The organism is Intrasporangium oryzae NRRL B-24470, assembly GCF_000576595.1.
GTDB classification, from domain to species: domain Bacteria; phylum Actinomycetota; class Actinomycetes; order Actinomycetales; family Dermatophilaceae; genus Intrasporangium_C; species Intrasporangium_C oryzae.
Genome location: NZ_AWSA01000043.1, coordinates 1 through 25,693, shown reverse-complemented (window position 1 = coordinate 25,693; position 25,693 = coordinate 1). Strand labels below are relative to the sequence as shown.

At 69.6% G+C, this 25,693-nt stretch carries 22 protein-coding genes; 8 read left to right on the top strand and 14 right to left on the bottom strand.

Annotation, left to right across the window (positions count from 1 at the left end):
- The 7 genes from N865_RS16740 to N865_RS16710 form a co-directional block, all read right to left on the bottom strand.
- Positions 1-1,392: a DUF2252 domain-containing protein gene (locus N865_RS16740; RefSeq protein WP_084328314.1), complete on the bottom strand. Its 1,392-nt coding sequence runs from the start codon at positions 1,390-1,392 to the stop codon at positions 1-3.
- 4 nt (positions 1,393-1,396) lie between these two features.
- Positions 1,397-1,789 (bottom strand): SHOCT domain-containing protein, encoded by a 393-nt coding sequence (locus N865_RS16735; RefSeq protein WP_034808402.1) that lies wholly within the window; start codon positions 1,787-1,789, stop codon positions 1,397-1,399.
- A gap of 190 nt (positions 1,790-1,979) precedes the next feature.
- A complete protein-coding gene (locus tag N865_RS16730; RefSeq protein ID WP_034808400.1) occupies positions 1,980-2,690 on the bottom strand; it encodes a flavodoxin family protein in 711 nt (236 codons plus the stop codon).
- Positions 2,691-2,858: 168 nt separating this feature from the next.
- Positions 2,859-4,619, bottom strand: coding sequence for an arginine--tRNA ligase (gene argS, locus N865_RS16725; RefSeq protein WP_034808398.1), 1,761 nt, complete (start codon positions 4,617-4,619; stop codon positions 2,859-2,861).
- A 131-nt stretch (positions 4,620-4,750) separates the two neighbouring features.
- Positions 4,751-6,103 (bottom strand): sunset domain-containing protein, encoded by a 1,353-nt coding sequence (locus N865_RS21940; protein ID WP_157557742.1) that lies wholly within the window; start codon positions 6,101-6,103, stop codon positions 4,751-4,753.
- Between the two features lie 164 nt (positions 6,104-6,267).
- Positions 6,268-7,917, bottom strand: a complete 1,650-nt coding sequence (locus N865_RS16715; protein ID WP_051510807.1) for an AMP-binding protein — start codon at positions 7,915-7,917, stop codon at positions 6,268-6,270.
- A gap of 143 nt (positions 7,918-8,060) precedes the next feature.
- On the bottom strand, positions 8,061-8,975 hold the full coding sequence (locus tag N865_RS16710; protein WP_034808396.1) for an alpha/beta fold hydrolase: 915 nt from the start codon (positions 8,973-8,975) through the stop codon (positions 8,061-8,063).
- A gap of 128 nt (positions 8,976-9,103) precedes the next feature.
- Here N865_RS16710 and N865_RS16705 point away from each other — a divergent pair, with 128 nt between their 5' ends.
- Positions 9,104-9,460, top strand: coding sequence for a VOC family protein (locus N865_RS16705; protein WP_034808419.1), 357 nt, complete (start codon positions 9,104-9,106; stop codon positions 9,458-9,460).
- 116 nt (positions 9,461-9,576) lie between these two features.
- Here the strand turns inward: N865_RS16705 and N865_RS16700 are convergent, their stop codons facing one another.
- Entirely contained in the window at positions 9,577-9,780 is a 204-nt protein-coding gene (locus N865_RS16700; RefSeq protein WP_034808394.1) for a cold-shock protein, read from the bottom strand.
- A gap of 918 nt (positions 9,781-10,698) precedes the next feature.
- Between N865_RS16700 and N865_RS16695 the strand changes: the two genes are divergently transcribed.
- The gene (locus N865_RS16695; protein WP_322786067.1) at positions 10,699-11,052 is read left to right on the top strand and encodes a 2-oxo acid dehydrogenase subunit E2; all 354 of its coding nucleotides are present in this window, start codon (positions 10,699-10,701) and stop codon (positions 11,050-11,052) included.
- A gap of 243 nt (positions 11,053-11,295) precedes the next feature.
- On the opposite strand, the gene N865_RS16690 is transcribed toward N865_RS16695, so the two are convergent.
- Complete coding sequence (locus tag N865_RS16690; protein ID WP_051510805.1) at positions 11,296-11,775, bottom strand: MarR family winged helix-turn-helix transcriptional regulator; 480 nt, start codon at positions 11,773-11,775, stop codon at positions 11,296-11,298.
- 84 nt (positions 11,776-11,859) lie between these two features.
- On the opposite strand from N865_RS16690, the gene N865_RS16685 reads away from it, so the two are divergent.
- Positions 11,860-12,435 carry an NADPH-dependent F420 reductase gene (locus N865_RS16685; protein ID WP_034808389.1) on the top strand — a complete coding sequence of 192 codons (576 nt, stop codon included), beginning with the start codon at positions 11,860-11,862 and terminating at the stop codon, positions 12,433-12,435.
- Between the two features lie 45 nt (positions 12,436-12,480).
- Complete coding sequence (locus tag N865_RS16680; RefSeq protein ID WP_034808388.1) at positions 12,481-13,137, top strand: alpha/beta hydrolase; 657 nt, start codon at positions 12,481-12,483, stop codon at positions 13,135-13,137.
- On the opposite strand, the gene N865_RS23945 is transcribed toward N865_RS16680, so the two are convergent.
- The 4 genes from N865_RS23945 to N865_RS16665 all read right to left on the bottom strand — a co-directional run bounded on the left by N865_RS23945 (position 13,058) and on the right by N865_RS16665 (position 18,335).
- Positions 13,058-13,411, bottom strand: a complete 354-nt coding sequence (locus tag N865_RS23945; RefSeq protein ID WP_407636797.1) for a phosphotransferase — start codon at positions 13,409-13,411, stop codon at positions 13,058-13,060. The genes N865_RS16680 and N865_RS23945 overlap by 80 nt on opposite strands.
- A gap of 273 nt (positions 13,412-13,684) precedes the next feature.
- Positions 13,685-14,752 carry an AfsR/SARP family transcriptional regulator gene (locus tag N865_RS16675; protein ID WP_084328313.1) on the bottom strand — a complete coding sequence of 356 codons (1,068 nt, stop codon included), beginning with the start codon at positions 14,750-14,752 and terminating at the stop codon, positions 13,685-13,687.
- Positions 14,753-14,885: 133 nt separating this feature from the next.
- Positions 14,886-16,028 (bottom strand): hypothetical protein, encoded by a 1,143-nt coding sequence (locus N865_RS21935; protein WP_157557741.1) that lies wholly within the window; start codon positions 16,026-16,028, stop codon positions 14,886-14,888.
- Positions 16,029-16,109: 81 nt separating this feature from the next.
- Positions 16,110-18,335: a multicopper oxidase family protein gene (locus N865_RS16665; RefSeq protein WP_034808383.1), complete on the bottom strand. Its 2,226-nt coding sequence runs from the start codon at positions 18,333-18,335 to the stop codon at positions 16,110-16,112.
- A gap of 282 nt (positions 18,336-18,617) precedes the next feature.
- Between N865_RS16665 and N865_RS16660 the strand changes: the two genes are divergently transcribed.
- Complete coding sequence (locus N865_RS16660) at positions 18,618-19,292, top strand: response regulator (RefSeq protein ID WP_034808381.1); 675 nt, start codon at positions 18,618-18,620, stop codon at positions 19,290-19,292.
- A gap of 97 nt (positions 19,293-19,389) precedes the next feature.
- On the top strand, positions 19,390-20,625 hold the full coding sequence (locus N865_RS21930; protein ID WP_051510800.1) for a sensor histidine kinase: 1,236 nt from the start codon (positions 19,390-19,392) through the stop codon (positions 20,623-20,625).
- A gap of 65 nt (positions 20,626-20,690) precedes the next feature.
- Here the strand turns inward: N865_RS21930 and N865_RS16650 are convergent, their stop codons facing one another.
- The gene (locus N865_RS16650) at positions 20,691-21,077 is read right to left on the bottom strand and encodes a response regulator (RefSeq protein WP_051510797.1); all 387 of its coding nucleotides are present in this window, start codon (positions 21,075-21,077) and stop codon (positions 20,691-20,693) included.
- 628 nt (positions 21,078-21,705) lie between these two features.
- On the opposite strand from N865_RS16650, the gene N865_RS16645 reads away from it, so the two are divergent.
- Positions 21,706-24,177 (top strand): PKD domain-containing protein, encoded by a 2,472-nt coding sequence (locus tag N865_RS16645; RefSeq protein WP_157557740.1) that lies wholly within the window; start codon positions 21,706-21,708, stop codon positions 24,175-24,177.
- 96 nt (positions 24,178-24,273) lie between these two features.
- Positions 24,274-24,762 (top strand): hypothetical protein, encoded by a 489-nt coding sequence (locus N865_RS22815; protein WP_157557739.1) that lies wholly within the window; start codon positions 24,274-24,276, stop codon positions 24,760-24,762.
- Positions 24,763-25,693 lie beyond the last annotated feature (931 nt).

The window sequence follows — 25,693 nt, the reverse complement described above, 5'->3', positions numbered from 1 at the left end:
TCAAAGACCCGGCGTGGCCTCGACCCGGCCGCTGCGGGAGGCCTCGAGGAGCGCTGCGTGGTCGCGCTCCGACTTGTCGGCGTAGGCGGTCGCGAAGGCGGCAACGGCCCGGTCGAACTCGTCGGTCTCGCCGAGGTAGGTCGCGATGGCGACGCGGTCGCCCGAGCGGGCATGCGCACGCGCCAGGGTCCACGCGCAGACGCTCGCGAGCACGTCGAGCGTGTGGACGTCGCTGCGGTCGACGTCGAACGAGCCCTTCCAGTCGCGGAACTGCCGCACGTAGTAGTCGCGGACGATGCCCCCGTCGCCCTCGGTGCGCTGCCAGCCGAGGAAGAGGTCGCTGCTCGCCTGCATGAGGCGCTGGCCCTCGACGACCCGCTGGCCCTGGTTCTCCCAGACGGGGCCGGGGGCGTAGGGCGCGAGCACGGAGTCCACGGCCTCCTTGGCCTGGAGGATGAGCGGGGAGCCGGTGTCGTCGAGGAAGAGCAGGACCCAGGCCCGGGTGCCGACGCTCCCCACGCCGACCGCCTTGCGCGCGAGGTCGACGAGCTCGAAGGAGTCGAAGAGCTCGCGCCGGTCGGCCTCGAGGCTCTCGCGGTAGCTGCCGATGAGCCGGTCGGACCAGTCGTTGACCTGCTCCACGACATCCGGGCGAAGCTCACGAAGGGGAACGATGAGCGGGGGGTCGCTGATGAAGCGGCGCCCGCCCCCCGAGGTGGTCGTCAGCTTGGCGAGCGCCTGCAGGGAGTCCCGGGAGCGGGACTTGGCGACCATCGCCTCGGTGCTGGCGAAGGCGGCCTTCGGCAGCAGCTTCTTCAGCTCGGGGAGACCCGGCTGGAGCTCGGCCCGGGCATACCAGACCTCGAGCGCCGACTGCCCGGCGAAGATGTGCACGGTCTGGCGGTACGAGCTCAGGGCCGTGCCGACGACCCGCTCGCGCTGCTTGCGCTTGAGGCCGTTGGCGCGGCCGGCGATCTCGAGGCTCGCCGCGAGGCGCTTGACGTCCCACTCGAAAGGCCCGGGCCACGTCTCGTCGAAGTCGTTGAGGTCGAAGAGCTGCCGGCGCTCCGGCGTCGCGAAGAGGCCGAAGTTGCTGACGTGGGCGTCACCGCACAGCTGGACCGTGAGGCCGGACCGCGGCGCACCACCGAGGTCGTCGGCCATGAGGGCCGCGGCTCCCCGGTAGAACGCGAAGGGCGAGGCGAGCATCCGCCCGTAGCGGATCGGGACGAGCTCGGGCACCCGGTCGGCCGACTGCGCCTCGAGGATCGCCACCGGGTCCTGCCCCGGCGGCGAGTGCAGGTCGGCGTGGGACGCGAGGGGAGCCGCGGCCAGGGCCTCGAGTCCCAGCCGCCCGCTCTCCTCGCGTCGCCCGGAGGCGGGCGTCGTCATGCCGTCAGCCCAGGGCCTTCGCCTTCAGGGCGGCGAACTCGTCGGACGTGATCGCGCCGGAGTCGAGCAGCTCCTTGGCCCGGGCGATCTGGTCCGCCGGAGAGCCACCACCCCCGGCAGCAGGAGCGGCGACGGAACGGATGTACTCGTCCTGCGCCTTCTTGGCCTCGACCGCCTCCTGCCTCGCCCGCTCGTTCATGCCCTTGCCGCGCGCGATGATGTAGACCAGCGCCGTGATGAAGGGGAAGACGAAGAGCAGGATGACCCAGACCGCCTTCATGACCCCGGACACGCTGTCGTCGCGGAAGAGGTCCCCGAGGATGGTGAAGACCACCATCAGATAGGCCATGAAGGCGGCGAAGATGAAGATGAACCAGACGATGTCCCAGAACGACATGGTCAACAGCCCTTTCGTCGTGGGCCACACCGTGGGTGTCGCCCCGCGTGACCGGGGAAGGTGGTTCCCCGCTCCTGCATACTCCCGCCGGTGGCACCGGAACGGGGCCTAATGCACCGGGTGTCTGGTGAATCACCCGCGACGGGTGAGTGGCCCAGACGAACCCCTGGCGGGACCCGCATGACCCGCCTCAGCGGTACTCCGGGTTGTGCCAGTCGAAGCGCGCCCCGGCGTTCCACTCGGATCGCTGGTTGCCCTGGGCGGGCACACCACCCGCGTCGGTCAGCAGCTTGGCGAGGTGCATGAGGTTCCACGTCATGAACGTCGTGTTGCGGTTGGTGAAGTCGTTCTCCGGGCCGCCGCTGCCGGGGTCGAGGTAGCTCGGGCCGGGACCGGCCTCCCCGATCCAGCCCGCGTCGGCGTTGGGCGGGATCGTGTAGCCGACGTGCTGGAGGCTGTAGAGGACGTTCTGGGCGCAGTGCTTGATGCCGTCCTCGTTGCCGGTGATGAGGCAGCCGGCGACGCGCCCGTAGAAGAGGTACTGCCCCTTGTCGTTGAGCATCCCGCTCAGGGAGTAGATCCGCTCGATGAAGCGCCTGGTGATGCTCGAATTGTCGCCGAGCCAGATCGGTCCGGCGACGACGAGGATCTGGCTGTCGAGGATGCCGGGGTAGAGCTCGGGCCACGCGTCGGTCTCCCAGCCGTGCTCGCGCATGTCGGGGTAGACGCCCGTCGCGACGTCGTGGTCGACGAACCGGATGATGTCGACGTCGACGCCGTGCGTCCGCATGATCGCCGCGCTGGCATCGACGAGCCCCTGCGTGTGGCTCAGCTCGGGGCTCTTTTTGAGGGTGCAGTTGACGTAGGTGGCCTTGAGGCCGCTGAAGTCCCAGTCGCTCATGGGTCCGACTGTCCTCCGTCGCCGACCCGGGCGGCAATGGCCAGGACCTGACGAAGTCATGACGTCGTATGCCGCCGGGCCGGGTCGGCGCGGACGTGACCACTCGACGTGGTGGGGTCCACGTCGAGTGGTCGGGTGGTCAGGTCCGTCGGGACCTGGCCCCCGGAGTCACATCCGCTCGGGCGCCTCGAGGCCGAGCAGGTCGAGGCCGGTTGTCATGACCCGCAGCACGAGGGCACAGAGCGTCAGGCGCGACTGCTTGACCTCGTCGCTCTCGGCCTTGAGGACCGGGCAGTTCTCGTAGAAGGCGGAGAACGCCTGGGCGAGCTCGAAGAGGTAGCCGGCGAGCCGGTGCGGCTCGTACGTCGCTCCGACCTCGGCCACGACGTCGCCGAAGCCGAGCAGGTGCTTGGCGAGGTCGCGCTCGTGCGCCTGGCCGAGCACGATCGGGGCGTGCTGCGCCAGCGGGTCGAGGCCGACCTGCCGGAAGATCGAGCGGACCCGGGCGACGACGTACTGGAGGTACGGGCCGGTGTTGCCGGTGAGCGACACCATCCGGTCGAGGTCGAAGACGTACTCGCTGTCGTGCGCGACGGACAGGTCGGCGTACTTGACCGCGCCGATGCCGATCTGGCGCGCGATCGTCGCCCGGGTCTCCTCGTCGAGGTCGGGCCGCGTCTCGTCGATGACGCTGCGCGCCTTGTCGATGGCCTCCTCGAGCAGGGCCATGAGCCGGAGCGGCTTGCCGGACCGGGTCCGGAGGATCTTGCGGTCGTCGCCGAGGACGTTGCCGATCTGGACGTGGACGGGCACGACGTCGTCGGGCAGCCAGCCGGCCTTGCGGGCGGTGTCCCACACCATGTTGAGGTGGAGGGCCTGCGGCGCGCCGATGACGTAGAGCACCCGGTGGGCGCCGAGGTCGTGGACGCGGTACTTGATCGTCGCGAGGTCGGTCGTCGCGTAGCCGTAGCCGCCGTCGGACTTGCGGACGATGAGCGGGACCGGCTTGCCCTCACGCCCGGTGTAGCCGTCGAGGAAGACGCAGAGGGCCCCGTCGGAGACCTGGGCGATGCCCTTGCCCTCGAGCTCGTCGCAGATGCCCGGGAGCGCGGCGTTGTAGATCGACTCACCGGCGAGGTGGAGGTCGGTCAGGGTGACGCCGAGGGTCGTGTAGAGCTTGTTGAAGTAGACCTTCGACAGGTCGACGAGCTCGTTCCAGAGCCGGAGCGTCTCGGGGTCGCCGGCCTGGAGGGAGACGACCCGGGTCCGGGCCCGGGTGTTGAAGTCGCCGGCGCTGCCCGCGGGCTCGGCCTTCTCCGCGGTCTCGAACTTGACGCGCGCGGCCTGGTAGAAGGCGTTGGGGTCGGTGACGAGCAGCTGGGCCTCGTCGCTGCCCTCGCCCACCTCGAGGAGGTGCTCGATGAGCATGCCGAAGGGCGTGCCCCAGTCGCCGATGTGGTTCTGCCGGATGACGTGGTGGCCGAGGTGCTCGAGCGTCCTGGCGAGCGCGTCGCCGACGACGGTCGTGCGCAGGTGCCCGACGTGCATCTCCTTGGCCACGTTCGGAGCGGAGTAGTCGATCGGGATGTTTTCGGGCGCCTGGGCGGGCACGCCGACCCGCTCGTCGGCGGCGACGTCCTGCAGGAGGGAGGCGAGCCAGGCGTCGGAGAAGGTGAGGTTGATGAAGCCGGGGCCACTCACCTCGACCTTGGAGCAGACCCCGTCGAGGTCGAGCGCGTCGACGACCTTCGCGGCGACGTCGCGCGGCGGCATACCGACCTTCTTGGCGAGCGCGAGCGCGGCGTTGACCTGCACGTCGGCGAACTGCGACGGGCGCAGCACCGGGTCGGCCTCGCAGAAGTCGTCGCCGAGGGCGGCGGCGATCGCGGACTGGACCTTGGGTGTGAGCGCGACGAGCGGGGAGACCATGCGGGCCAGTTTATGGGCGGCGCGCGAGTGCTCGCTCCCGCATTAGCGCCGGGGGCCGTATGCCGCCGGGCCGCGCGGGCGGCCCGGCGCGGGTCCGAGCCCGGCTCCGCCCGCCAAGGTTCGTGCAGCGGCTACTCGCCCTCGGGGGTGAAGCCCGCGCGACGCGCCGACTCCTCGTTGTAGAACCAGAGGTCGGGTTCGACGTCGTCGTAGCCGGGCGCCTCGGGGAGCACGTAGGTCATGCCGTCGCGGCGAGCCTTCACCGCGTGCCCGAGGGGCTGGGCGCCGTCCGCGATGGGCGCGGCCGACCCGATGCCGTAGCCGCCGTCGACGACCTCGTCGAACTCGGACACGCGCCGGCCGCCCGTGGTCCCGTCTCCTGCCTCGGCATCGCCGGATGCGTTATGCGCCGAGGAGCCCTCGCGATCGCCTTCGTCGCGATCGCCCTCGTCCGTACCCGCCGAGTCGTCGAGGAGGGGCGCGTCGTCCGAGTGCTCGACCGGCCCCGGGTTGGCGGTCGGGTCGCCGACCTCGACGTCCGTCTCGGGGTCGACCCGGGCGCCGAGAGCGGCGTCCTCGCCGTAGCCCGCCCCGGGCTCCTCGTCCTTCGGGTCCGGGCCGGGCGCTCCGGGCGAGGTCGACCAGGGTTGTCCGCGCTGGTCGCCCGGGTCGTCGGCCGGGGTCCCACCTCCGACGACGACCTCGTCGCGGTCCTCGAGGGCGGGGATCGTGACCACGGCCTCGTCCTGCTCGTCGCCGCTGCTGAAGCGGTAGTCGGCCCGCTCCTCCGTGGCCCGCTCCTCCGTGGCCGGTTCCTCGGGTGTCTCTTCGGTCTCGCCCGGTCCGGTCTGTCGTGCGGTGTCGTCCGTGACGTCCTCCATCGGGACCGCCTCCTCGTCGCTGGCTTCGGTGGGGGCGACGGAGGAGTCCGCGTCCACCTGCGACGAGGTGCCCGGCTGCTCCGCCACCCGTTTCGTACCCACCGGCGCAGCTTCGGACTCCACATCGGGCTCCGCCCCGGGCCGCGCCCGGTCGGAGCCGTCGAGGCGGTGGCCCGTGTCGTCAACGCGGTAGCCGTCGCTGTCGGTCGCGACGTCGGGGTCGAGGAGGTCGGCCTCGCGCGCGAGGCGCTCGTGCTCCTCACGGACGGCGCGAGCCTCCGCGCGGTTGGCCTCGGCCTGCTCGGCCAGGCGGCGGGCCTCGGCCTCACGCTCCGCGGCTGCGGCCGCAGCACGGCGTACCTCCGCAGCCTGAGCCTCCGCCTCGGCCTGCGCGTCGGCCGCGATCCGCTCGGTGACCGAGGCGCGGTCCTCCTGGTCCTGGACCGTCGTCAGCCGCTCCTCGACCTGGGCGCGAAGCGCGGCGGCCTGCGCCCGCTGGTCCGCCTCCTGCCTGCGGCGCGTGGAGCTCCAGAGCCACGCGATCAGGGCGATCACGACGACGGCGAGCGCGAGCCACACGAGCGTCCTGCTGGTGTCCGACATGCCGACCCCTTCACGGTCACGGGCCTAAGACCCCTCTGCTCCCGAAACCTACTGCGGGAGGGGGCGCCGCGCGGCGCTAAGCGCCGCGGGCTCGACGAGGCCAGCCCCACGCGAGGTCACGTATGCCGCCGAGCCGGGTCAGCGGCATACGTGCCGTGTCGTCGTCAGACCAGCCCGAGGCGCTTGGCCGTCACCTCGCGCATCTCGACCTTGCGGATCTTGCCCGTGACGGTCATCGGGAACTCGTCGACGATCTCGACGTAGCGCGGGATCTTGTAGTGGGCGAGGCGGCCGGTGCAGAACTCGCGGACGGAGTCGGCCGTGAGTGGCGTCGCTCCGTCCTTCATGCGGATCCACGCGCAGAGCTCTTCGCCGTACTTCGGGTCGGGCACACCGATGACCTGCGCATCGAGGATGTCGGGGTGCGTATAGAGGAACTCCTCGATCTCGCGGGGGTAGACGTTCTCGCCGCCCCGGATGACCATGTCCTTGATCCGGCCGGTGATCTCGACGTAGCCGTCGTCGTGCATGACGCCGATGTCGCCGGTGTGCATCCAGCCGTCCTCGATGGCCTCGGCGGTCTTGTCGGGCTGCTCCCAGTAGCCGAGCATGACCGAGTAGCCCTTCGTCATGAACTCGCCGGCCGTGCCACGCGGAACCGTCTCTCCTGTCGTCGGATCCGCGATCTTGATCTCGAGGTGAGGGCCGACGCGTCCGACGGTGCCGACCTTCTGCTCGAACGTGTCGTCGGTGCGGTTCTGCGTCGACACGGGTGACGTCTCCGTCATGCCGTAGCAGATGGTCATCTCCTCGATGCCGGACGCGATGAGCTTCTTCATCAGCTCTGCCGGACAGGGAGATCCGGCCATGATCCCGGTGCGCACCGACGACAGGTCGTAGTCGGCGAAGTGGGGCAGGTTCCACTCGGCGATGAACATCGTCGGCACGCCGTAGAGGCTCGTGCACTTCTCGTCCTGTGTCGCCTGGAGCGTCAGGGCCGGGTCGAAACCCGGAGCCGGGATGACCATGCAGGCACCGTGCGTCGTGCAGGCGAGGTTGCCCATGACCATCCCGAAGCAGTGGTAGAAGGGCACGGGGATACAGACCCGGTCCTCCTCGGTGTAGTCGCAGAGCTCGCCGACGAAGAAGCCGTTGTTGAGGATGTTGCGGTGGCTCAGGGTCGCGCCCTTGGGGAATCCCGTTGTGCCAGAGGTGTACTGGATGTTGATGGGGTCAGTGTTCGTGAGGCCCGCCTGGACGTCGGCCAGCTCGTCGGCGCTCACCTCGTCGGCCCGCGCGACGAGGTCGGCCCAGTGGTCGGTCCGGATGAAGATGACGCGCTCGAGGCTCTCGACGTCGTGCCGGACCTCGTCGATCATCTCGCGGTAGTTGCTCGTCTTGAACGACTCCGCGGCGATGAGGGTCGAGATCCCGGCCTGTCCGAGCACGTAGTGCAGCTCGTGCGCCCGGTAGGCCGGGTTGATGTTGACGAGGATCGCGCCCATCTTGGCCGTGGCGTACTGCACGAGGGTCCACTCGGAGCAGTTCGGCGCCCAGATGCCGACCCGGTCACCCGGCCTGATCCCGATGGCAAGCAGGGCGCGCGCCAGCGTGTCGACGTCGGCCTTGAGCTCGGCGTACGTCCACCGGGTTCCCTCGACGACGTCGACGAGGGCCTCTCGGTCGGGGAACCGGGCCGCGGTGGCATCGAAGTTGTCGCCGATGGTCTGCTCGATGAGCGGGGTGTCGGTCTCGCCGCGGGTGTGCGAGAGCGTCGGGTCGAGCGTGTCGGGTTCGGACAGGACGGCGGACATGGGGGCCTCCCGGGCGTGCGACGGTGGACGGGCAGGGGTCTTCTCCACACCCAACCTCCCCGGTGCAACCCGTGCAAGGGATCGCCACGGACATGGATCGATCTCACAGCCGGGTCGGGCACGACGACGGCCGCCGGGAGGGCTCAGGCGCCGGCGGGGCCCGCGTCCGGGCCCTTGGCGGGCACGCGCGGACTGCGGTGGATCTCGTAGGCACGCGCCTCGCCGTCAGACTCGGGGTCATCGAGGATGGGCTCGTCCGCCATGAACCGCCGGATCACGTTGGCCAGCTCGCCGGGGTGGCTGAAGTTGATCGCGTGGGCGGCCCCGTGGATCACGACGAGGACCACGTGGTTGTCGGTCTGACGAGCAACCTCACCGACACGCGCCGGGGTGGGCATCAGCGGGTCGAGACTGCCGATGACGACGAGAGTCGGGATCCTGAGCGCGAGGAGCCGCTCGAGCGACGGATACCGGGTCAAGGCGCGGAACATCCTGACCGTGCTCGGCACCCCGAACCGCAGGTAGTCGGGCACCGCCACGGAGATGAGCCGCGCGGGCTCCCGCACGCCGTCCCGCGCGAGCTGCCCGACGGCCCGGGTCAGGGGCTGGTTGTGCAACCCTCCGGCCGGCGCAACGAGCACGGCCCGCTCGAGGCGCTCGGGGTAGAGGTGCGCAAACTCGCAGATGACGGGACATCCCATCGAGTTGCCCACGAGGGTGGCCGAGGGGATCCCCCGGTCGTCGAGGAGGGAGGCGGCCGAGCGGGCGAGGTCGCTGACGTCGAGGCCTCGAGCCCGACCGCTGCGCCCGAAGCCGGGCAGGTCGGGGACGATGGTGTGGAATTCGGAGCTCAGCCGCTCGGCGGTGGGCAGCAGGTAGCGGCCGGAGAGACCGAATCCGTGCAGATGCATCATGACGCGCGGTTCGGGTTCGGACGGCGGCTCGGCGGACTCGCGATACAGGACCTTGACCCCGTCGACGGTGGTCCATCGCTCTGCCAGGGCGCCGGGACGCGAGGAGCGCTCTCGGGCGACACTTCGGAACCGTAACTGGCCCATGGGCCGATTATGCGCGGGGTGATCCGCCCGTTCTCCCCGAACCGCCGACCGAGGACCCATAGTTGAGGACCCATAGTTCCGGTACACACGACCTCTGACTGTCCGCCCCGACGCGTACGGTGCCGACCATGGCCATCGCACGCTTCCCGAGCATCGTCATCGACTGCCCCGATCCCGACGCCCTCGCACGGTTCTACGGCACCATGCTGGACTGGAAGGTGGAGGCGCGTCCCGACTGGGTCGAGATCCGCGCTGACTACGGCGCGTGCATCTCCTTCCAGCAGGTCGAGGACTACTCCGCGCCCGTGTGGCCGGGTCAGCTGTCGCCCCAGCAGATGCACCTCGACGTCGTCGTCGACGACCTCGACGAGGGGGAGGCGGCGGTGATCGCCCTGGGCGCGACCAAGCACGACCACCAGCCGGGCACGACCTTCCGCGTGTTCCTCGACCCCGCGGGACACCCGTTCTGTCTCTGCCTCGACTGACCTCCACCGGCGCCGGCGCAGTTGGTGAACGCGCGCCGTCGCCGGAGATGCGACATCCCCCGACCAGTCGATCGGGGGATGTCGCATGCGACCGGGGTCGCTGGATGCTGTCAGGTTCAGATGCCTCGGACCTTCTCAGCCTGGGGACCCTTGGGGCCCTGGGTGACGTCGAACTCGACCTTCTGACCCTCCTGGAGCTCGCGGTAGCCGCTGCTCTCGATGGCGGAGTAGTGGACGAAGACGTCAGGACCGCCGCCGTCCTGCTCGATGAAGCCGAAGCCCTTTTCGCTGTTGAACCACTTCACGGTGCCTGTTGCCACTGGGTGTTGCCTCTTCTGTGATCTGGGGTCCCCCGTGTGGAGACCCCGGGCCGCCGATGGTCACGGCGGGCCAAGGACACGTACCTTCGCGCGGCGGCCCGGTCGTGCCCAGCCCGAGGTGCGTGGGCTGGAACGGCAACGGAATGACGGTAGCAGTCACTGTCGCTCTTGGCCTGCGCTCGCGCCCGTCCCAGTCCCGCGGGAACTTCGGCAATCGCCGGCCTGCATCGTGACGTGCACGCTCGCGGTATGCGTAGTCGCCACTGCCGCTGGAAGCCTTCGGGTGTCGCGTCGCTGGCGGGACCGCGGGAATGACAGGGGGTTCACCAGAGATGTCGAGCATGCACAACCTCACACCGAGCAACGCGCCGAGACCTCGAAGGCGGGCGCTGCTGGCGCTGCTCGCCGTCGTCGTGGCCGGCCTCGTCGTGGCCGTCGCGATCGCGCTCCACGGCAGTGGCGGGCCGCCGGGCAGCTCACCAGCGGGCGTAGGGACACCTGTCAGGCGACGAGACCGTCGAGATCCGGCCGCCGGAGAAAGCACAAGGCCCTAACCGGCGTCTCCGCTGGTGAGTCGGTCAGTCCGTTTCCCGCACCCTAGGGCCGGGAACCCTTCCGCGAAGGTCTGCCGATTGCGGTGAAACGGGCCCACTTCACTTGGCGCGGATGTCACCTCCCCTGGAGTCGGTTGCGCGTGTGGCCTATGTCACATGTGCATGCAGCCACTTGCCACCGTTCGGTCCGCGCCGTTCGTGCTCAGGGGCGTTCTCGATGGCGCCCATCGCGTCCTCCTCGGGTTGCGGAGGCTCCTCCGACAAACCGGGGGCGGGTACCTGCTCACTGCTAGGAGGGTATTCGCGGGGAAGGCGGCCAGGCCCCCTCGGGCCCGCTGCTTCCGAACGACCCTGATCCACCGGGATCGCCATCCAGCTCGCGGCCACGAGGCCCACCATCGCCGCAACGTTCGGGCCGGCCGTCGGCGTCACCTCGATCGGCATGTTCGGCCACGGCTGGGGCTGGGCCATCCCCGTCGCCCCCCTCACACTCATCGTGACGGTCGGCAGCGTCGTCCAGCGGCCCACCGTCCACGGCGGACAGATCGTTGCCCGGCCCATGCTGCCGCTGACGTTGAGCTTCGAGCACGCCCTCATCGACGGCGCACCCGCCCCACGCTTCACCGAGACCCTCCGAAACCTGACGGAGACCGCCGCCGCCCTCGACCCCGGAACTCCATCGCCGCACCAGGGCGGGCACCCCGCCCGCAACACGTAACACTCAAGGACGGGCTCGCGCTGGATTTCGTTGGGGGCAGGTGGCGGCGTCCCGATCCCCGGATCGCGGCGTCGCCCTTAGTTCTTGTTGTGCGCGGCCCTCAAGAACAGATACCCGACCGAACCGGCCTTTGACATCGCCCCACACCTCGTCCTCCGCCGCGGTCGACGGCGTCCTCAAGTCCGATCGCCCTCAACGCGGGAGCGCCGCGGTTGCGGCGGACCAGACGGTCGTTCGCGCGCGTCAGAGCCGCCGCAGGATCGCATCGGCGATCTCGGACAGCTCGGAGACCTGCTGCGGCGTCAACGCGTCGAAGATGCTCTCGCGAACCGTGGTCACGTGGCCCGGGGCCGCCTCGGTGAGGACACTCCACCCCTCGTCGGTGAGGCGCGCGTTGGTCGCCCGACCGTCCTCGGGGCAGGGGAAGCGCAGGACGAGCCCGCGTTCCTCGAGACGCTTGACGACGTGCGAGAGGCGGGTGAGCGTGGCGTTCGTGCGCTGGGCCAGGGCGGTCATGCGCAGGGTGCGATCGGGAACCTCGGACAGCATGGCGAGGACGAGGTAGTCGAAGTGCGTGAGGCCGGAGTCTCGCCGCAGCTGGGCATCGAGAACGCTCGGGATCAGCTCGACCACAGCCACGAGTCGCTTCCAGGCGACGAGCTCGTCGGCATCGAGCCAACCCACGTCCCTGCCGGGTTCCGTCGAGGTGCGGTGCGATGTCATGCACCCACTCTAGACGGTTACTTGACACATCAAGTAACCAGTGGGACCTTAGTTGAAGCATCAACCACACCAGAGGAGAGCACCATGGCACACATCAGCATCATCGGAACCGGCAACATGGGTCAGGCCATCGCGGGCGTGTTCGGCAAGGGCGGCCACTCGGTCCAGCTGCTCGGCCAGAGCGATGGGTCGACCCCGGTCACCGGCGACATCGTCGTCCTCGCCGTTCCCTACAGCGCGGTCGCCGCGATCGTCGCTGAGCGCGGCCAGAGCCTCGCCGGCAAGACCGTCGTCGACATCACCAACCCGGTCAACTTCGAGACGTTCGACTCGCTCGTCGTCCCCGCCGACGGATCGGCCACGGCGCAGATCGCCCAGTCCCTGCCCCAGTCCAACGTCCTCAAGGCCTTCAACACCACCTTCGCCGCAACCCTGGCGTCGGGGCTCGTCGGACCGAACACCACGACCGTCCTCATCGCCGGAGACGACGCCGACGCGAAGTCACAGCTCGCCGACGCCATCGCGGCCGGTGGCCTCACCGTCATCGACGCCGGCCCGCTGGCCCGTGCCCGCGAGCTCGAGTCGCTCGGCTTCCTCCAGATCAGCCTCGCCGCCGGCGAGAAGATCTCGTGGACGGGCGGCTTCGGCGTCGTGGCCTGACCTCCACCAGCGACCCGCTACCGCCCCACTTCCCAGGAGCACGACATGCCAACGACCGCATTCGGCGCCCCCGTCGCCGTGACCACCGGGTCCGCGGACCCGACCGCTCCGCTCGTGGTGCTCCTGCACGGCCGAGGCTCCGACGAGTCGTCGATCCTCGCCCTCGCGCCACACCTCCCGGTGGGGCCGACGTATGCCGCCCTGCGCGCCCCCATCCGCGAAGGCGGAGGCTACGCATGGTTCGCCAACCGCGGGATCGGCCGCCCCCTCGCCGAGTCGCTGACCGAGACCATGACGTGGTTCCGGCAGTGGCTCGAGGGCGTCGCGCCATCGGGTCGACCCGTCGTCCTCATCGGGTTCAGCGGAGGCGCCGCCTTCGCAGGCGGCCTCCTCCTCTCCGACCCGCAGCGGTATGCGGGGGCCGCGATCCTCCTCGGGACGCTGCCGTTCGATGCAGGTGTGCCCGTGAGCACCGGCCGTCTCGACGACAAACCGGTCTTCGTCTCCCAGGGCGACCAGGATGTCGTCATCCCGCGCGAGCTCCTCGACCGAACGTGGACCTATCTCCACGACGAGTCGGGCGCGAGCGTCACCTCCCGGCGCGACCCCGTCGGCCACAGCCTCACCGGCGGAACCGTCGACGCTCTCGGCACCTGGCTGACCAGCGTGGAGGTCCACCCCTCGGGGACTCACACCGCGTGAGCCGGGCCGGCTCGCCCACCGTGACGACGCCGTTCGTCGGACAAGGCCTCCAGGGCCTCGAACTGCGCACCATCGGCACGCATGACGAAGAACGCATAACGCACCCCGAACTGCTTGGTGAAGACTGGACGATGACCCGGTGCTCACGGACCATGTCGTGCGCCGTCGCCAGCACGTGCCCGAGCGGCGGGCGACGCACGATCACCTCACGCCGCCCGTCCCCGACCACGTAGGTGAGGTTGGACTTGCCGCCCGCGACGAGCCGCGCGTTCAGCTCCCCCGTGAGCAGCCCGGGCGCCTCGCGTCACCTGAGGCGAACGGAACGCTCAGTTGTGGACAGGCCCACGCTGCGGAGGGGGAGCCGCGGCTCTCGGACGAGACGAGGGATGCGCCGGCAGGAACGTCTTGGCCTAGACCTGCGCCGTTGGCTCGCGGCCGCACGCGGCGACGCGAGGGCGCTCCGTCTCCGCACGCACCGCACCTCCGGTTCCTCGCCAGTCCCCGGACGTCCGTCCAGAGCTGCGTAGGGAGCCGGGCGCCGGGCCACTCACGCCGGCAGGCGCGAGGGGTGCACCGTATGCATCCGGGCCATCGAGAGGAAGCGCTCCAGCAGTCGCCAGTCCTCCTCGACGTCCGAGCCGACGTCAGGACTATCGAGCACGGGGCCGGTCGGCTGCATCGTGGGCTCGGCGGGCGACGAGACGGCGAGGTGCAGCCTGACGATCGCCTCCATGAGGGCCGCCAGCGGGTCGTCGTCGACCTGCCTCGTGCGCTCGAGGAGCCGGCCGAAGGCCTCGCGGACACCGGGCCCAGGGGTGCATCCGAGCTCGTCCGCGAGCAGGCGTCGACACTCGTCGTAGGCGCGCAGCCCATCGGCATAGAGGCCACGGCGCTCGCAGCACTCGAGGACCACACGCCAGGCCGGCTCGTCGTAGGCGTCAATGGAGATCGCTGCTCGCGCCCAGCGGTGCGCCCGACCGAGGTCTCCGACCTGGAGGGCGACAGCGGCTGCATCGGTGAGAACCTGCAGCAGCTCGCCGTCCAGCTCCTGGCGTGCCTCCTCGATCCAGTCGACGTCCTCCTCGGGCAGGAGCGCGCCGGTCAGTGCCTCGATGGCTCCTGCATAGGTGAGCACGGCCTCCTCGGCCACGGCAGAGCGGGCCTCGAGACCGAGCGTGCGGAAGCGGTGCACGTCGACGTCCAGGAACGCCAGATCGGCCAGGTATCCCCCTGGCACCGTGCGAACCGCGTTCTCCAAACCCGGCGCCAGGCCTTCGAGCCGCTTCCGCAGCAGGCTGACGTACCCCTCGAGCGTGCTGAGAGCCCCGGCCGGCGGGGAACTTCCCCACAGCAGCCGCACGAGACTCGCCTTGCACAGGGCCTGCTCGGGGTTGAGCAACAGCGCGACGAGGATCTGCCGAGGCTTCGCCCCGCCCAGCTGTCGGGGACCCACGGTGGTGCCACCGACCGACACCGACAGGCTCCGGCAGAGCGTCACCCGCGCGCGCGGGCCCGCATCAGGCTGCGCCCCTAGGGGCGTGGGCACCTCGACCTGCGAGCTTCCGGCGCCCCCGCCGGATGCACTCGCCCTCTCCTCTTGCATGGAGATCTTCATGTCAACCCTCCCTTGACCCCACCATGGTGCGCGTGAGGGACGGGATGACTCGACCACCACCTGCGGGGACGCGAGACCCGAAGATTGGGGGTCAGCGGCCGCATTACTTCGCGAACAAACCGCGAGTCGTCTGCTAGCCGCCGGTCGTGCCGGAGTCGGCCATGCTCGACGTCTGGACGACGTCGAACCATCCCGGCTGGGTGGCCGCCACCCCCATCACCAGCACGGCAAGCACCGCGACCACCGCGAGGCGGCTCAGGTGCTCGAGCCCGCGGTCACGGGTCCGCAGCTCCGGTGCCTCACGCGGGAGGACCATGGCAAGGCCCAGCCCCACCAGCTCAAGGAGACCGGCGCAGACGTCGGGCACGCCGACCGGCTCGGGCACACCGGCACCGGGTCCGATCGGCAGCCCCCAGAGCCTGGTCCAGGCCCAGAGCAGGAGCGTCGCGGCAGAGCCGGCGATCACAAGGAGTAGGACGACGCGGCCGGGCCTCAACATCACGAGGCCCGCAGCCGCCAACTGCGCAGCCGCCAGGGCGATGAAGAACAGCCCTGCTGCCACCCACTCGTAGAGGTGCTCCGGCATGACCAGGACGTGGATGAGTGCGCTGCCGACCAGAGTCAGCGCGAGGAGCCTTCGGAGCTCGACGCTTCCATCCGCAGCCGCGCGTGGCGGGCGCCCCCAGCGCACGGCGTCGAGACGGCCTCCCCGGAACATCGTCACCCACGAGAGGACCCCGAGGTTCGTGACGAGCAGGAGCGCCGCGCCCATACCCGTGGCCCGCACCTGCAGCCACAAGGTGTCCTGCCGCAACCGCTCGATGCAGTCCGGGCGGCAGTCCCCACGCATCGACGCCATCATCTGCACCTGCTCGGACTGCACGTGGTAGTCGGACGCTGCGCCCGTCGCGATGGCGGCGACCCCGACGAGGGTCCCGGCCACGACGACGAGGAGTCCGACGACGGCCAGGCTCGGCCGGGACCGGTCCCGGCGCCTCGACCACTCCATCGCCAGTGCGAGCGCGCCGATCACCGCGCAGACGTAGACCGGGATCAGGACGCTCGACTCGCGCCACCAGGTGGAGAACGGGCCCTGGCCGCGGCCTACGGCACCGACCGCACCGCGAAGCGAGGTGACCCAGAAGCCGTCCGCGTAGGCGAGCGCGACCGCGAGCGGCAGCACTGTTGCCCACGGCACGGCTGCGCGACGGACCGGCCTCGCGGTAGCGGGCAGCGGAGCTGTCGAGGAGGTGGACGTTGTCGGGGGTGTGGTCATGGCACTGCGCTCCTTGCCGTCGGCGGCCGAGGCCGTGCGGTGGCCGCGTTGGTCCGGCAGCCACGACACGGCATACGGCTGCTACGACGTGATCTCCCAGCCGAACATCATGGCGTGGTCCTCGTGGGCCAGGTTGTGGCAGTGCGCGACGTAGGGCCCGACGAAGTCGCGGAAGCCGCGGTAGACGATCACGGACTCTCCTGGGTCGAGCGCCGTCAGGTCTTCCCTGGAGACGTCGTCCGGGTGCCCCGGGTCACCGCCCTTGGTCACATCCTTGCCGTTGCGCATGACGACCCGGTGCTCCTCCATGTGCAGGTGGAAGGGATGCACCCAACCACCGCCGCCGTTGCGGATCTCCCAGAGGTTGAAGCTGTTGACCTTCTGCGAGGCCGGTGGCGTCTTGCCCGCAGGGTTCTTCAGGCTCGTGCCGTCGTGCGTCGGGTCGAAGGGTGTGCCGTTGATCAGCCACTCAACGTCGGCGGACGAGCTGCCGCGCTCGACCTCGAAGATGAGCCGGTTGTCGAGCAGGCTCTGCCAGTTGCTCGGCAGCGGTGGGAGCTGACGAAGCAGCTGTCCGGGCTGCGGCACGAGGCTGTTGTCGGGGACGTCGTCGCCGATGACGAACTTCAGCACCGGCACCTTGTAGTTCGGATCTGGCGAGAAGCGCGACGAGCTCGCCCACATGCGTCCGTTCGGCATCTTCATGACATTGGTGAGGTAGATGACGTCACCCTTGGTCGTCGGCGTCCCGTCCTGGTAGCGCGTGAAGTCGACGATGACCTCACGCCGCTTCGCCGGCCACAGCTCGAACGAGTCCCGCCTCAACGCGAAGGGCAGCAGGCCTCCGTCCGAGGCGATCTGCGTGAACTGCATGCACTGCTGGCCGTCGGGGATGCGGTACTGCCCCTCGAGCTCGTCGCCGCCGTAGCCCAAGGACGCCGAGGACTTCGGGCCCTGCGTCGACGCCATCAGCTTGAACTCGTAGATGCGCGCGAGCGACGCATCGAGGAAGCGGAAGCGGTACTTGCGCCGCTTCACCTCCATGACGGGGTATGCCGTGCCGTTGACGGTGAAGATGTCGCCGACGAAGCCGTGGTTGGGGAAGTGCTTGTAGAACGTCTTGCCCCACCACTCGGGGTGAGTGGCCGGGTTCTTGGCGGCGGGGAACTCCCCCATCCCGTCGTGCACGTCCTGGTGCGTCGTCACCCCGTCGTCGAGACGGCAGTCGTAGAACGCGAGCGGCACGTCGTAGTCGACGTCGAAGGACCCGTCGGGGTTGTCATGACGCACGCCGGGAAGCCTGAGGCCCTTGGTCTCGTCGCCCATGTCCATGCCGTTCTTGGGGTCGTAGATCGGGTAGAGGCCGACCATTCCCTTGTAGACGTTCGACCCGGTGTGGTCCATGCGGTGGTCGTGGAACCAGAAGAAGCTCTGCTTCTCCCGGTCGTCGCCACCGGCCGGCCAGTTGAGGTAGAGGTTGTCGCAGAACGTCTGTGGCCCGTAACCGGTCGACTTGGGACCGTAGGTCATGCAGTAGTGCGGGTTGCCGTCGCTCTCCGGCGCGGTGTGCCCGTTGTGCAGGTGGGTGAGGAACGACCAGTCAGGCGATCCGAAGTCCTGGCGGTCGAGTCCGAGCGGGTTCTCGTCGAGGTGGTTCTCGAAACGGACCAGGCAGGGCTTGCCGTACTCTGCGTTGATGCGCGGGCCGGGGAACGTCCCGTTGAACCCGTAGATGGTGCTCATCGGCAGCCAGCGCTTGGTCCCGGCCGCGTAGGTCGCCCCGAACGCGTCGAAGGAGGCCGTCGGCTTGCCGTTGGCGTCGATGGGCAGCACCTGGGAGGTCGTGAACGAGTGCGTGCGCAGGAGCAGGTCGATCTTGTAGACGATGGGATCGGGGTAGCCGATCTTGCTGGGCCAGATCTGGTGCTGCTCACTCCCGAACGAGTTCTGCTGTCCCACACCGGGGCCGGGCGGCTTGGCCCATGTGCTGAATGTCGACGCGGGGACAGGGGCGAGCGCCTTCGGAATGGGCAGCAGGTCACTGAAGGGCGAGAGGATCAGCGGGCTCGTGGGGAACGCCTCGACGTAGAAGAGCAGGTCGCCCAGCGTCGTCGACGAGGCGGCGAAGGCGCCGTCGAGCGACAGCAACCCCTTCTCGGCCAGAACGGGGCCTCCGAACCCACGCGCAGCGAGCAGTGCGGCGCCCAGCCCGCCGGCGGCCCCGAGCCGCAGAACGGTCCGTCGGTGGACCCCGGTGGACCCCGACAGGGGCAGGTCCTGCTCCTCCGAGGGTGTGAATGCGTTCATGACATCTCCTCGTGTGACTCACACCGAGCCGTGCGCCGCAGGAGGTGCTCGACCGTCCATGTGTGCGACCGGCTCTGGCTGAACCGTCCGCGGATCGCGGACGTCTTCCATTGGTCGACATGGTGAGGAGCCGGCCTCGGGAGAACCTCGGGGTGCGAAACGACCTGCCTCTCTGGGGCGGGCAAATGCGGACAACTAGTCATCAGAACGCAATTCGCGAGACAGCCCCCAACCTCCTGCCTGATACTGAGCGAATCAGATGCTCCCGGGGGGGAGGTGCGTATGGAGACGTCACCATGTCTCGACAGCGAGCAGACATCGGTATTGATCGTCGACGACCACGGGGTGCTCGCGGATGCCATCGGGCTCGCGATCAACCGCGAGTCGGACATGCACTGCGTCGCCACTGCCGTCACCGGGGCGCAGGCCCGTGCGATGGCCGCGCACTGGAAGCCGGACGTCGTCCTCATGGACGTCCGGCTGGGTGACGACGACGGGATCGAGGTGGCCGCAGACCTTGCACGCGCGGCACCCGACGTGCGCATCATCGTGCTCAGCGCCTTCATCGACCAGACGCTGCTCACCCGGGCGGTCAACGCGGGCGCGTGCGCGCTGCTGCCCAAGGACGGCTCGCTCGACGAGATCCTCGCGGCCGTCCGCTCGTCGACGCGGACGGGCTTCGCGGTCAACCCCGTGCTCATGCGCAACCTCGTGCGATCCGGCGAGCCCCGGCGAGGGCCGCCCGTCCCCCGGCTCACGCCCCGGGAGGAGGACGTGCTGCGCCGGCTCTCCGACGGGGCCGATGCCGTCATGATCGCAAGAGATCTGGGCATCTCGCTCTCGACCTGTCGTGGCTACGTCAAGAGTCTGCTGCGCAAGCTCCACGCCCACTCGCAGCTCGAGGCAGTGGTGACGGCGAGCCGGATCGGGCTCGTCTCACCCACGCCTCGTGACTAGGCTCCGGCTCTGGCGAGCGCATGGGTCCAATCCCATTGCCCGTCAAGCACTTACGCGGTTTGCGCTGTGGAGTCTCGTCGCGTTCCTGCTCGTCGCCGTGGCCGTCGTCCTCGTGGCTCGCGCGCTCTCGGCCGACATCGCCCTGCACGAGGCGAGCCTGCGCGGAGGGACGTTCGCCCGCAACGTCGCGGCGCCGTTCGTCGACACGGCAGTGCGGGCCGGCGACGCCGCCGCCTCCAAGGGTCTGGTCACGGTCGTCGAGTCACGGCTGCGCGACGGCTCCATCGTGCACGTGAAGCTCTGGTCGAGCGACGGCAAGGTCATCTGGTCGGACGAGAAGGACCTCATCGGGCGGAAGTTCACGATGGACGAGGAGATCGTGGCCCTCTTCGGCACCTCGAACGTCGTCGCCGACATCTCCGACCTCAGCAAGGTGGAGAACGTCGAGGAACGGGGCGCGGGCCGGCTCCTCGAGGTCTACGCCGGCGCCGTCGATGCCGACCAGCACCCTGTCGTCATCGAGTCCTACTGGTCGACCGACCGTCTCGACAGCGACCAGAGCCTCATCCTGGGTCGACTCACGGCCCTCGCCGTGGGTTCGATGCTCATCCTCACCCTCTTCGTCCTGCCGCTCGCCCTCTCCCTCGCGCGCCGGGTCGAGCGCGCGCAGGCCGAGCGCAGTGCGATGCTGCGGCACGCTCTGGCGGCGTCCGACCTGGAGCGGCGCCGCATGGCGGAGGACCTCCACGACGGCCTGATCCAGGACCTCAGCGCCCTCGGCTATGCGCTCCCCGTCATCCTCGACGAGCTGCCGCCGGAAGCCCATGAGGCGCGTGAGGTCGTGGAGGTCGTGCGCCCGGCTCTGGCGAAGGACATCGCCTCGCTTCGTGGCCTGGTCACGGACCTCTATCCCGCCGACCCCTCACGCGAGGGCCTCATCGCGGCGCTGGGCGTGCTGTCGACGCGCGCCCACGCGTCCGGCGTCACGGTCAGCGTCGATGTGGCCCCCGAGTTCGACGGCGTGTCGAAGGAGGCCATCCAGCTGAGCTATCGCGTCCTGCGAGAAGGACTTCGCAACGTCCTCAAGCATGCCCACGCGTCGCGTGCCGACCTCGTCGCGGCCGTCGAGGGCGAGGAGGCCGTGGTCACCGTCACCGACGACGGGGTGGGCCCCACCGCCGAGCCGGCAGCCGCGGGGCACCTCGGACTGCGCCTTCTCGAGGACACCCTCGCCGACATCGGAGGAGAGCTCTCGCTTGAGGACCGTGAGGGGGGCGGCACCCGACTCGTGGCCCGGTTCCCGCCGGGCTTCTCGAGCGACTGGCAACCCTGAGCCCACTGCGCCCGACCGCCGACCCGGCCGGACGGCATACCCCGGCGGACGAGCGCTGACCCGGGTCAGACGGCATACCCCGGCGGGCGAGCGCTCCAAGCGCTGCGCACCGCCTCGAGCACCGTCGCCGGGGCGGCGTCCTTGACGACGTATGCCGCCGCCCCCGCCTCGAGGGCAGCCTGCTTCCCCTGCAGCGAGGGCTCGCCCGTCAGGACGACCACCTGCGTCCTCGGAAGGTCGTGCAGGATCTGGCGCGTCGCCTCGACACCGTCGATCCCGGGCATTCGGATGTCCATGAGGACGATGTCGGGACACGTCTGCCTCGCGACCTCGACGCCCTGCTCACCGCTGCCCGCCGAACCGCAGACCTCGAGATCCGGCTCGAGGCTGAGCAGCGACGCGAGCCCGATCCTCAGGATGAGCACGTCGTCGACGATGAGTACCCGCACCACGCATTCACCACCTATCTCAGGGCGAGGCCGCCTTCGCGGCCCTGGTGCGAAGTCCTGGGTCTCGAGGACGTCGCGGATGCCGGGTCGGCGCGGACCGTGCAGCGCGAACGCGGATTCTCCACCGCCACTTGATCATTGCAGTGCCCGGTGTGACAAGAGCCCACCACGAACGGGGTGAGCGGTCCCCCAATACTGGGCGGATGCCGCCGGGTTCGGGTGGGCCGCGTCCCCCAATTCTCGGGGATTGGAGCCCCCCACCGTGGCGCATCCTCGCCGCTGACGTCGAAGCCACCATGGAGTTCACATCCTTGAGGGGGGATCTTGCGGCGATCACGCCGCACGTCGTGCCGCGACGGGGGGCAGTCGCTCGTACAGGCCCGTCCAGCGCACATCAACGCACGTCAACACGGCAGGAAACGGACGGAGGACGACAATGTCTAGTCAACCCGGAGCTGCGCGCATCGCGCGCTCCACCAGCGGCCTGCGAGCGGGAGGTGACGCGCGACAGCGGCGCCGTCTCTTCTCGGCCCTGGCCGCGATCGCACTGGCCGGGGGGCTGGCGCCGATGGCAGTCGGTGCCGCGAACGGGGCGGTTGCCCCGTCGATCGCGCCGGTGGTCAATCCGGTGGTGGCCTCGAGCACTCAGTTCGACATCACCGGCTTCCTCCAGTCGGCGACGCTCGACACCGCAAACGACCCGCACTCCGGTGGCACCTTGAGCCTCAACGGCCACACCGTCGTCGTCCCCAAGGAGACGGTCGTCATCCTGCCCGCCAGCGCACTCACCTGGCAGGAGCTCTTCACGCATGCCCCCGCGCCCTACGGGCCGACCCAGACCGGCATGGCGCTCGGTGACAGCCCCAAGCCGCTCACGACCTACGAGGTCCACGTCGTCGGCAACCGCGTCGTCAAGGCGGGCAGCGACCGCTACATCGCCGGGCTGATCCACATCGCCCAGCAGGACCTCAACTCCGGCGCCGGCTACGTCAACTACATCGACTACAGCACCGGGGAGATGGAGGTCGGTGGCACACCGGGCGCCTCCGGCACCGGCACGCGGGTGCGGATCAACGACCCCGCGATCTCCGGGTCGACGACCTCCGGCCGCTTCGGGCGAGCCATGTCACCTGACGACCGCTTCCAGGTCGACCAGGACAACCCGACCATCCTCGCCGAGACCGGCTTCCCGATGTGCATCCCGCGCACCGCTCCGACCTCGACCAACGACGACCCCGAGTGCCCGCAGGCCAACCGGCCCGTCTACGACGGGACCGACACCTCGGGCATCACCCCGCAACCGGCCCTCCCTGCGCAGGGTGCGGCCTACACGATGTTCCGGATGGACTCGCCGGCCAACGTGGACGCGAACACGTGTGCCCGCGGCGCCTGCGCCGACCCCCGCAAGCAGGCTCCTTTCGAGATCGGTGACTACGTCACGTTCGCGGGCAACCTGATCCAGGACGGAGGCGCCAACGGCGGGCAGTACATCTCGGCCCACACCATCGTCGCCAGCCTGGGCATCTACACCCAGCCTGGGGTCGACCCGGCCTACGTGTCGGTCGACGTGTCGCTCATCGGCACAGGTGGCCTGACGATCTTCGGCGCGGGTGAGGCAGCCGTGCGCACGAGGTTCGAGGGTATGACCACCGACGAGACGCGGATGATCCGCCTCTACGGCGTCGACATCAACCCCGTCACCGGTGCCACGAGCGACCGCGAGTGGGGCACGATCATGCCCGATCCCGGTCCTCCCGGCGGCGCGGTTCGAGGGCGCTGGCGGTTCCGGCCGCCGTGCACCGCGACGGTCCCGACCCAGAAGGCTTGCACACCGCCTCCCGCGGGCCAGTTCATCCCGCCCACCCGTGAGGTTCGGGCAGTCGTCGACGGTCTCTCGGAGTTCCTGCCCGGGACGATCAACGCGAACCCCGCCAGCCAGGTGCCGGGCACAGCGAGCGCCAAGACGGCGGCGAACGGCATCTACTACGGGCAGTACCACGCCCCGATCGGCGAGTACATCTTCCCGGAGAACGTGCCCGGTTCCCCGGTGCCGGAGAACAACTTCAACTCGATCCCGTTCCTCGCGTACGGCGGCTACACCTCGCTCACCGGAGTGAAGGTGGGCGTGCTCGACCCATGGCCCAGCAGCGTCGCGGCCCCCGCGATCGTCTGTGCCACCCCGACGATCAACGGAGCGCCGTACTCGGTCGCGAACGGGGCCAGCATCCCGCTGTCCGGCAGCGTGACCGCAGGGGCCTCGACCCCCCTCACGCTCCAATGGACCGCGGGGACCACGCCCGGAGGCACTGACCTCAACAGCGCCCTCACCGGTGCCAACACGACGACACCGACGTTCAAGGCGACGGGGCTGGCCGCGGGCACGTACAACCTGACGTTTACCGCCTCGAACGCGTGCGGGGTGGCGTCAGACTCGACCACCATCACCGTCCAGGCAGCGCCCCCGCCGACGATCGACCCGATCCAGAACCAGACGGTCACGGCTGGCAACCTCGTGACGCTGACGGCCTCCAGCAGCTCGCTGCCGGCGCCGACGTGGACCTGGAGCCAGACCGCCGGCCCGGCGAACCCGGCTCTCTCGCAGACACCGGCTGCGGCCACCGCCAGCGGGACGTCCCAGCTGAAGTTCACGCCCACCGTGGCGGGGACCTACAGCTTCACGGTCAATGCGACGAACGCCAATGGAACCTCGCCCGACACGACCATCACCGTCACCGTCACGGCTTCGGTGCCGACCAACATCACCCTGACGCCTGTCGAGTACCGGACGTCGAAGCAACGCCTGATCGTGACGGCGACCTCGACCGACACCACAGTCAGCTCGATGGTGCTCCTGCCGTACCTCACGGAGAAGGGCACGATGTTCGACCCGGCCACCCTCGGTGCAGCGAACCTCACGGTCTCGCTGGTCGCGCCCGGCTCCTTCACCGTCACCGCAGTCGGCGCACCCCCGCCGGCCTGCAACCTCGGTGGAACCTACGCCACCCCATGTGCGCAGACGCCCATCACGGTGAAGGCGGTCAACGCCTCCGGAACCGTGATCGGCACGAGCCCACCGTCGAGGCTCGACAAGATCCGGCAGTAGCACTTCGCCCCCCGGCGGCTGTCGAGGCCGTTCCCCCCGGCCTCGACAGCCGTCACTGCATCCCGTGACAGCGCTCAGCGAGTCAGGAGGTCTCCGATGTGTGATCACCGTCTGCAGCGACTGCTCTGCGCTGGCGCTGCCGCCGCCCTGGTGGGTGGGCTCCTGTCCGCCTGCGGTGGCGAGCTTCCCCAACCACAGCAGGGGTCCGCTGCACTCGTCTCGCAGGTCGGCTCCGGGGCCATGACGAGGCGGGTATCGCCGGATCGGGCGACCGTGGCCGCTGAGACCCTCGCCGTGAGGCGCGGCGGAGTCGACCGGATCAGGGTCGACAAGTGCTGGACGAACGCGACCGCGAGCAGCGGGGGCCAGCTCCTGATCAGCGCAGACAGCTCGGACCGCACGGCGCGCTTGCTCGCCTATCGCAGCGACGGCACGCTCATCGGGGAGATCCAGAACGGCGGCGGACAACGCTACGGCGGCACCGTCTTCGCCTATGAGCCCACTGATCCCGGGACCGTGACGATCACGAGCAGCTCCGGAGGGAGTGTCACCGTGGCGACGACGCCGTTCCGTGCCGAGAACTAGTGGTCGGGCAGACAGAAGCGGCCTGACTGGCGTCTCCCGCCGGTCAGGCCGCTCACTTCTGTCTCAACACAGAGTGCACCCGAAGGGATTCGAACCCGGGACCTGCTGACGGGCCCTCGCTCACCGTGTCGTGGGCCGGGCTTCGCGGCCCGCTGTGTGGCTTGGGGCGCCGCCAGCGCTGTGGGGTTGCTCGCGGGACGGCGCCTTTCGTCAAAGCATTGACGCTGTGCATTCGTGAGCGACTCGGCTCCCCCTAACAACGGGCCGCGGCAGGGTCACGGTCACGTTGCGTGGCATCGCCGTGCCGCTCGCGGTCGCGGGCGAGATGACGCGCAGTCCCCCCGGCCCACGTCTCGAGCTCCACGAGGGCGGCATACGTCTTCGGTGTGCCGTAGGCGTGGTCGAACTGGCACGCGAGCGAGTACGCCCCCGACCCGCAACGACCCACCCACCGACACCAGCTGCTGCTGTGAGCCGACCATCTGGAAGTTGTAGCTCGACAGCCGGCCGGTGTTGCGGTCCGCCGCACCGCCAGAAAGCGAGGGTTCCTTGAGCCGACCACCCGGGGTCGGACGAGTGGCCTAACCGAAGACGACGAGCAGCGGCCACGAAGGCGGCACCGGAAGCCAGGTACCGCCAAGGGACGGAGTGAGTAGGACGCATGAGGATCACGAGGCCCCGGGCGGGTGAACCCATTCGTTTGATCCAGACCAAGAGTGGTCCGAGATACAGAGCCGTCATTGACGCTGGCGCGAGGCCTGATGGTCGACGCAGGCAGGTCACGAAGACCTTCGCACGACTTGGGGACGCAAGAGCGTTCGTTGACGAGACCCGTACGCAAGTGAGGCAGGGCGACTTCCGAGCGACTGACCGAATGTCCTTCAATGACCTGGCCCACGCTTGTGTCGACGACGCTTGAAAACGAGGCCAT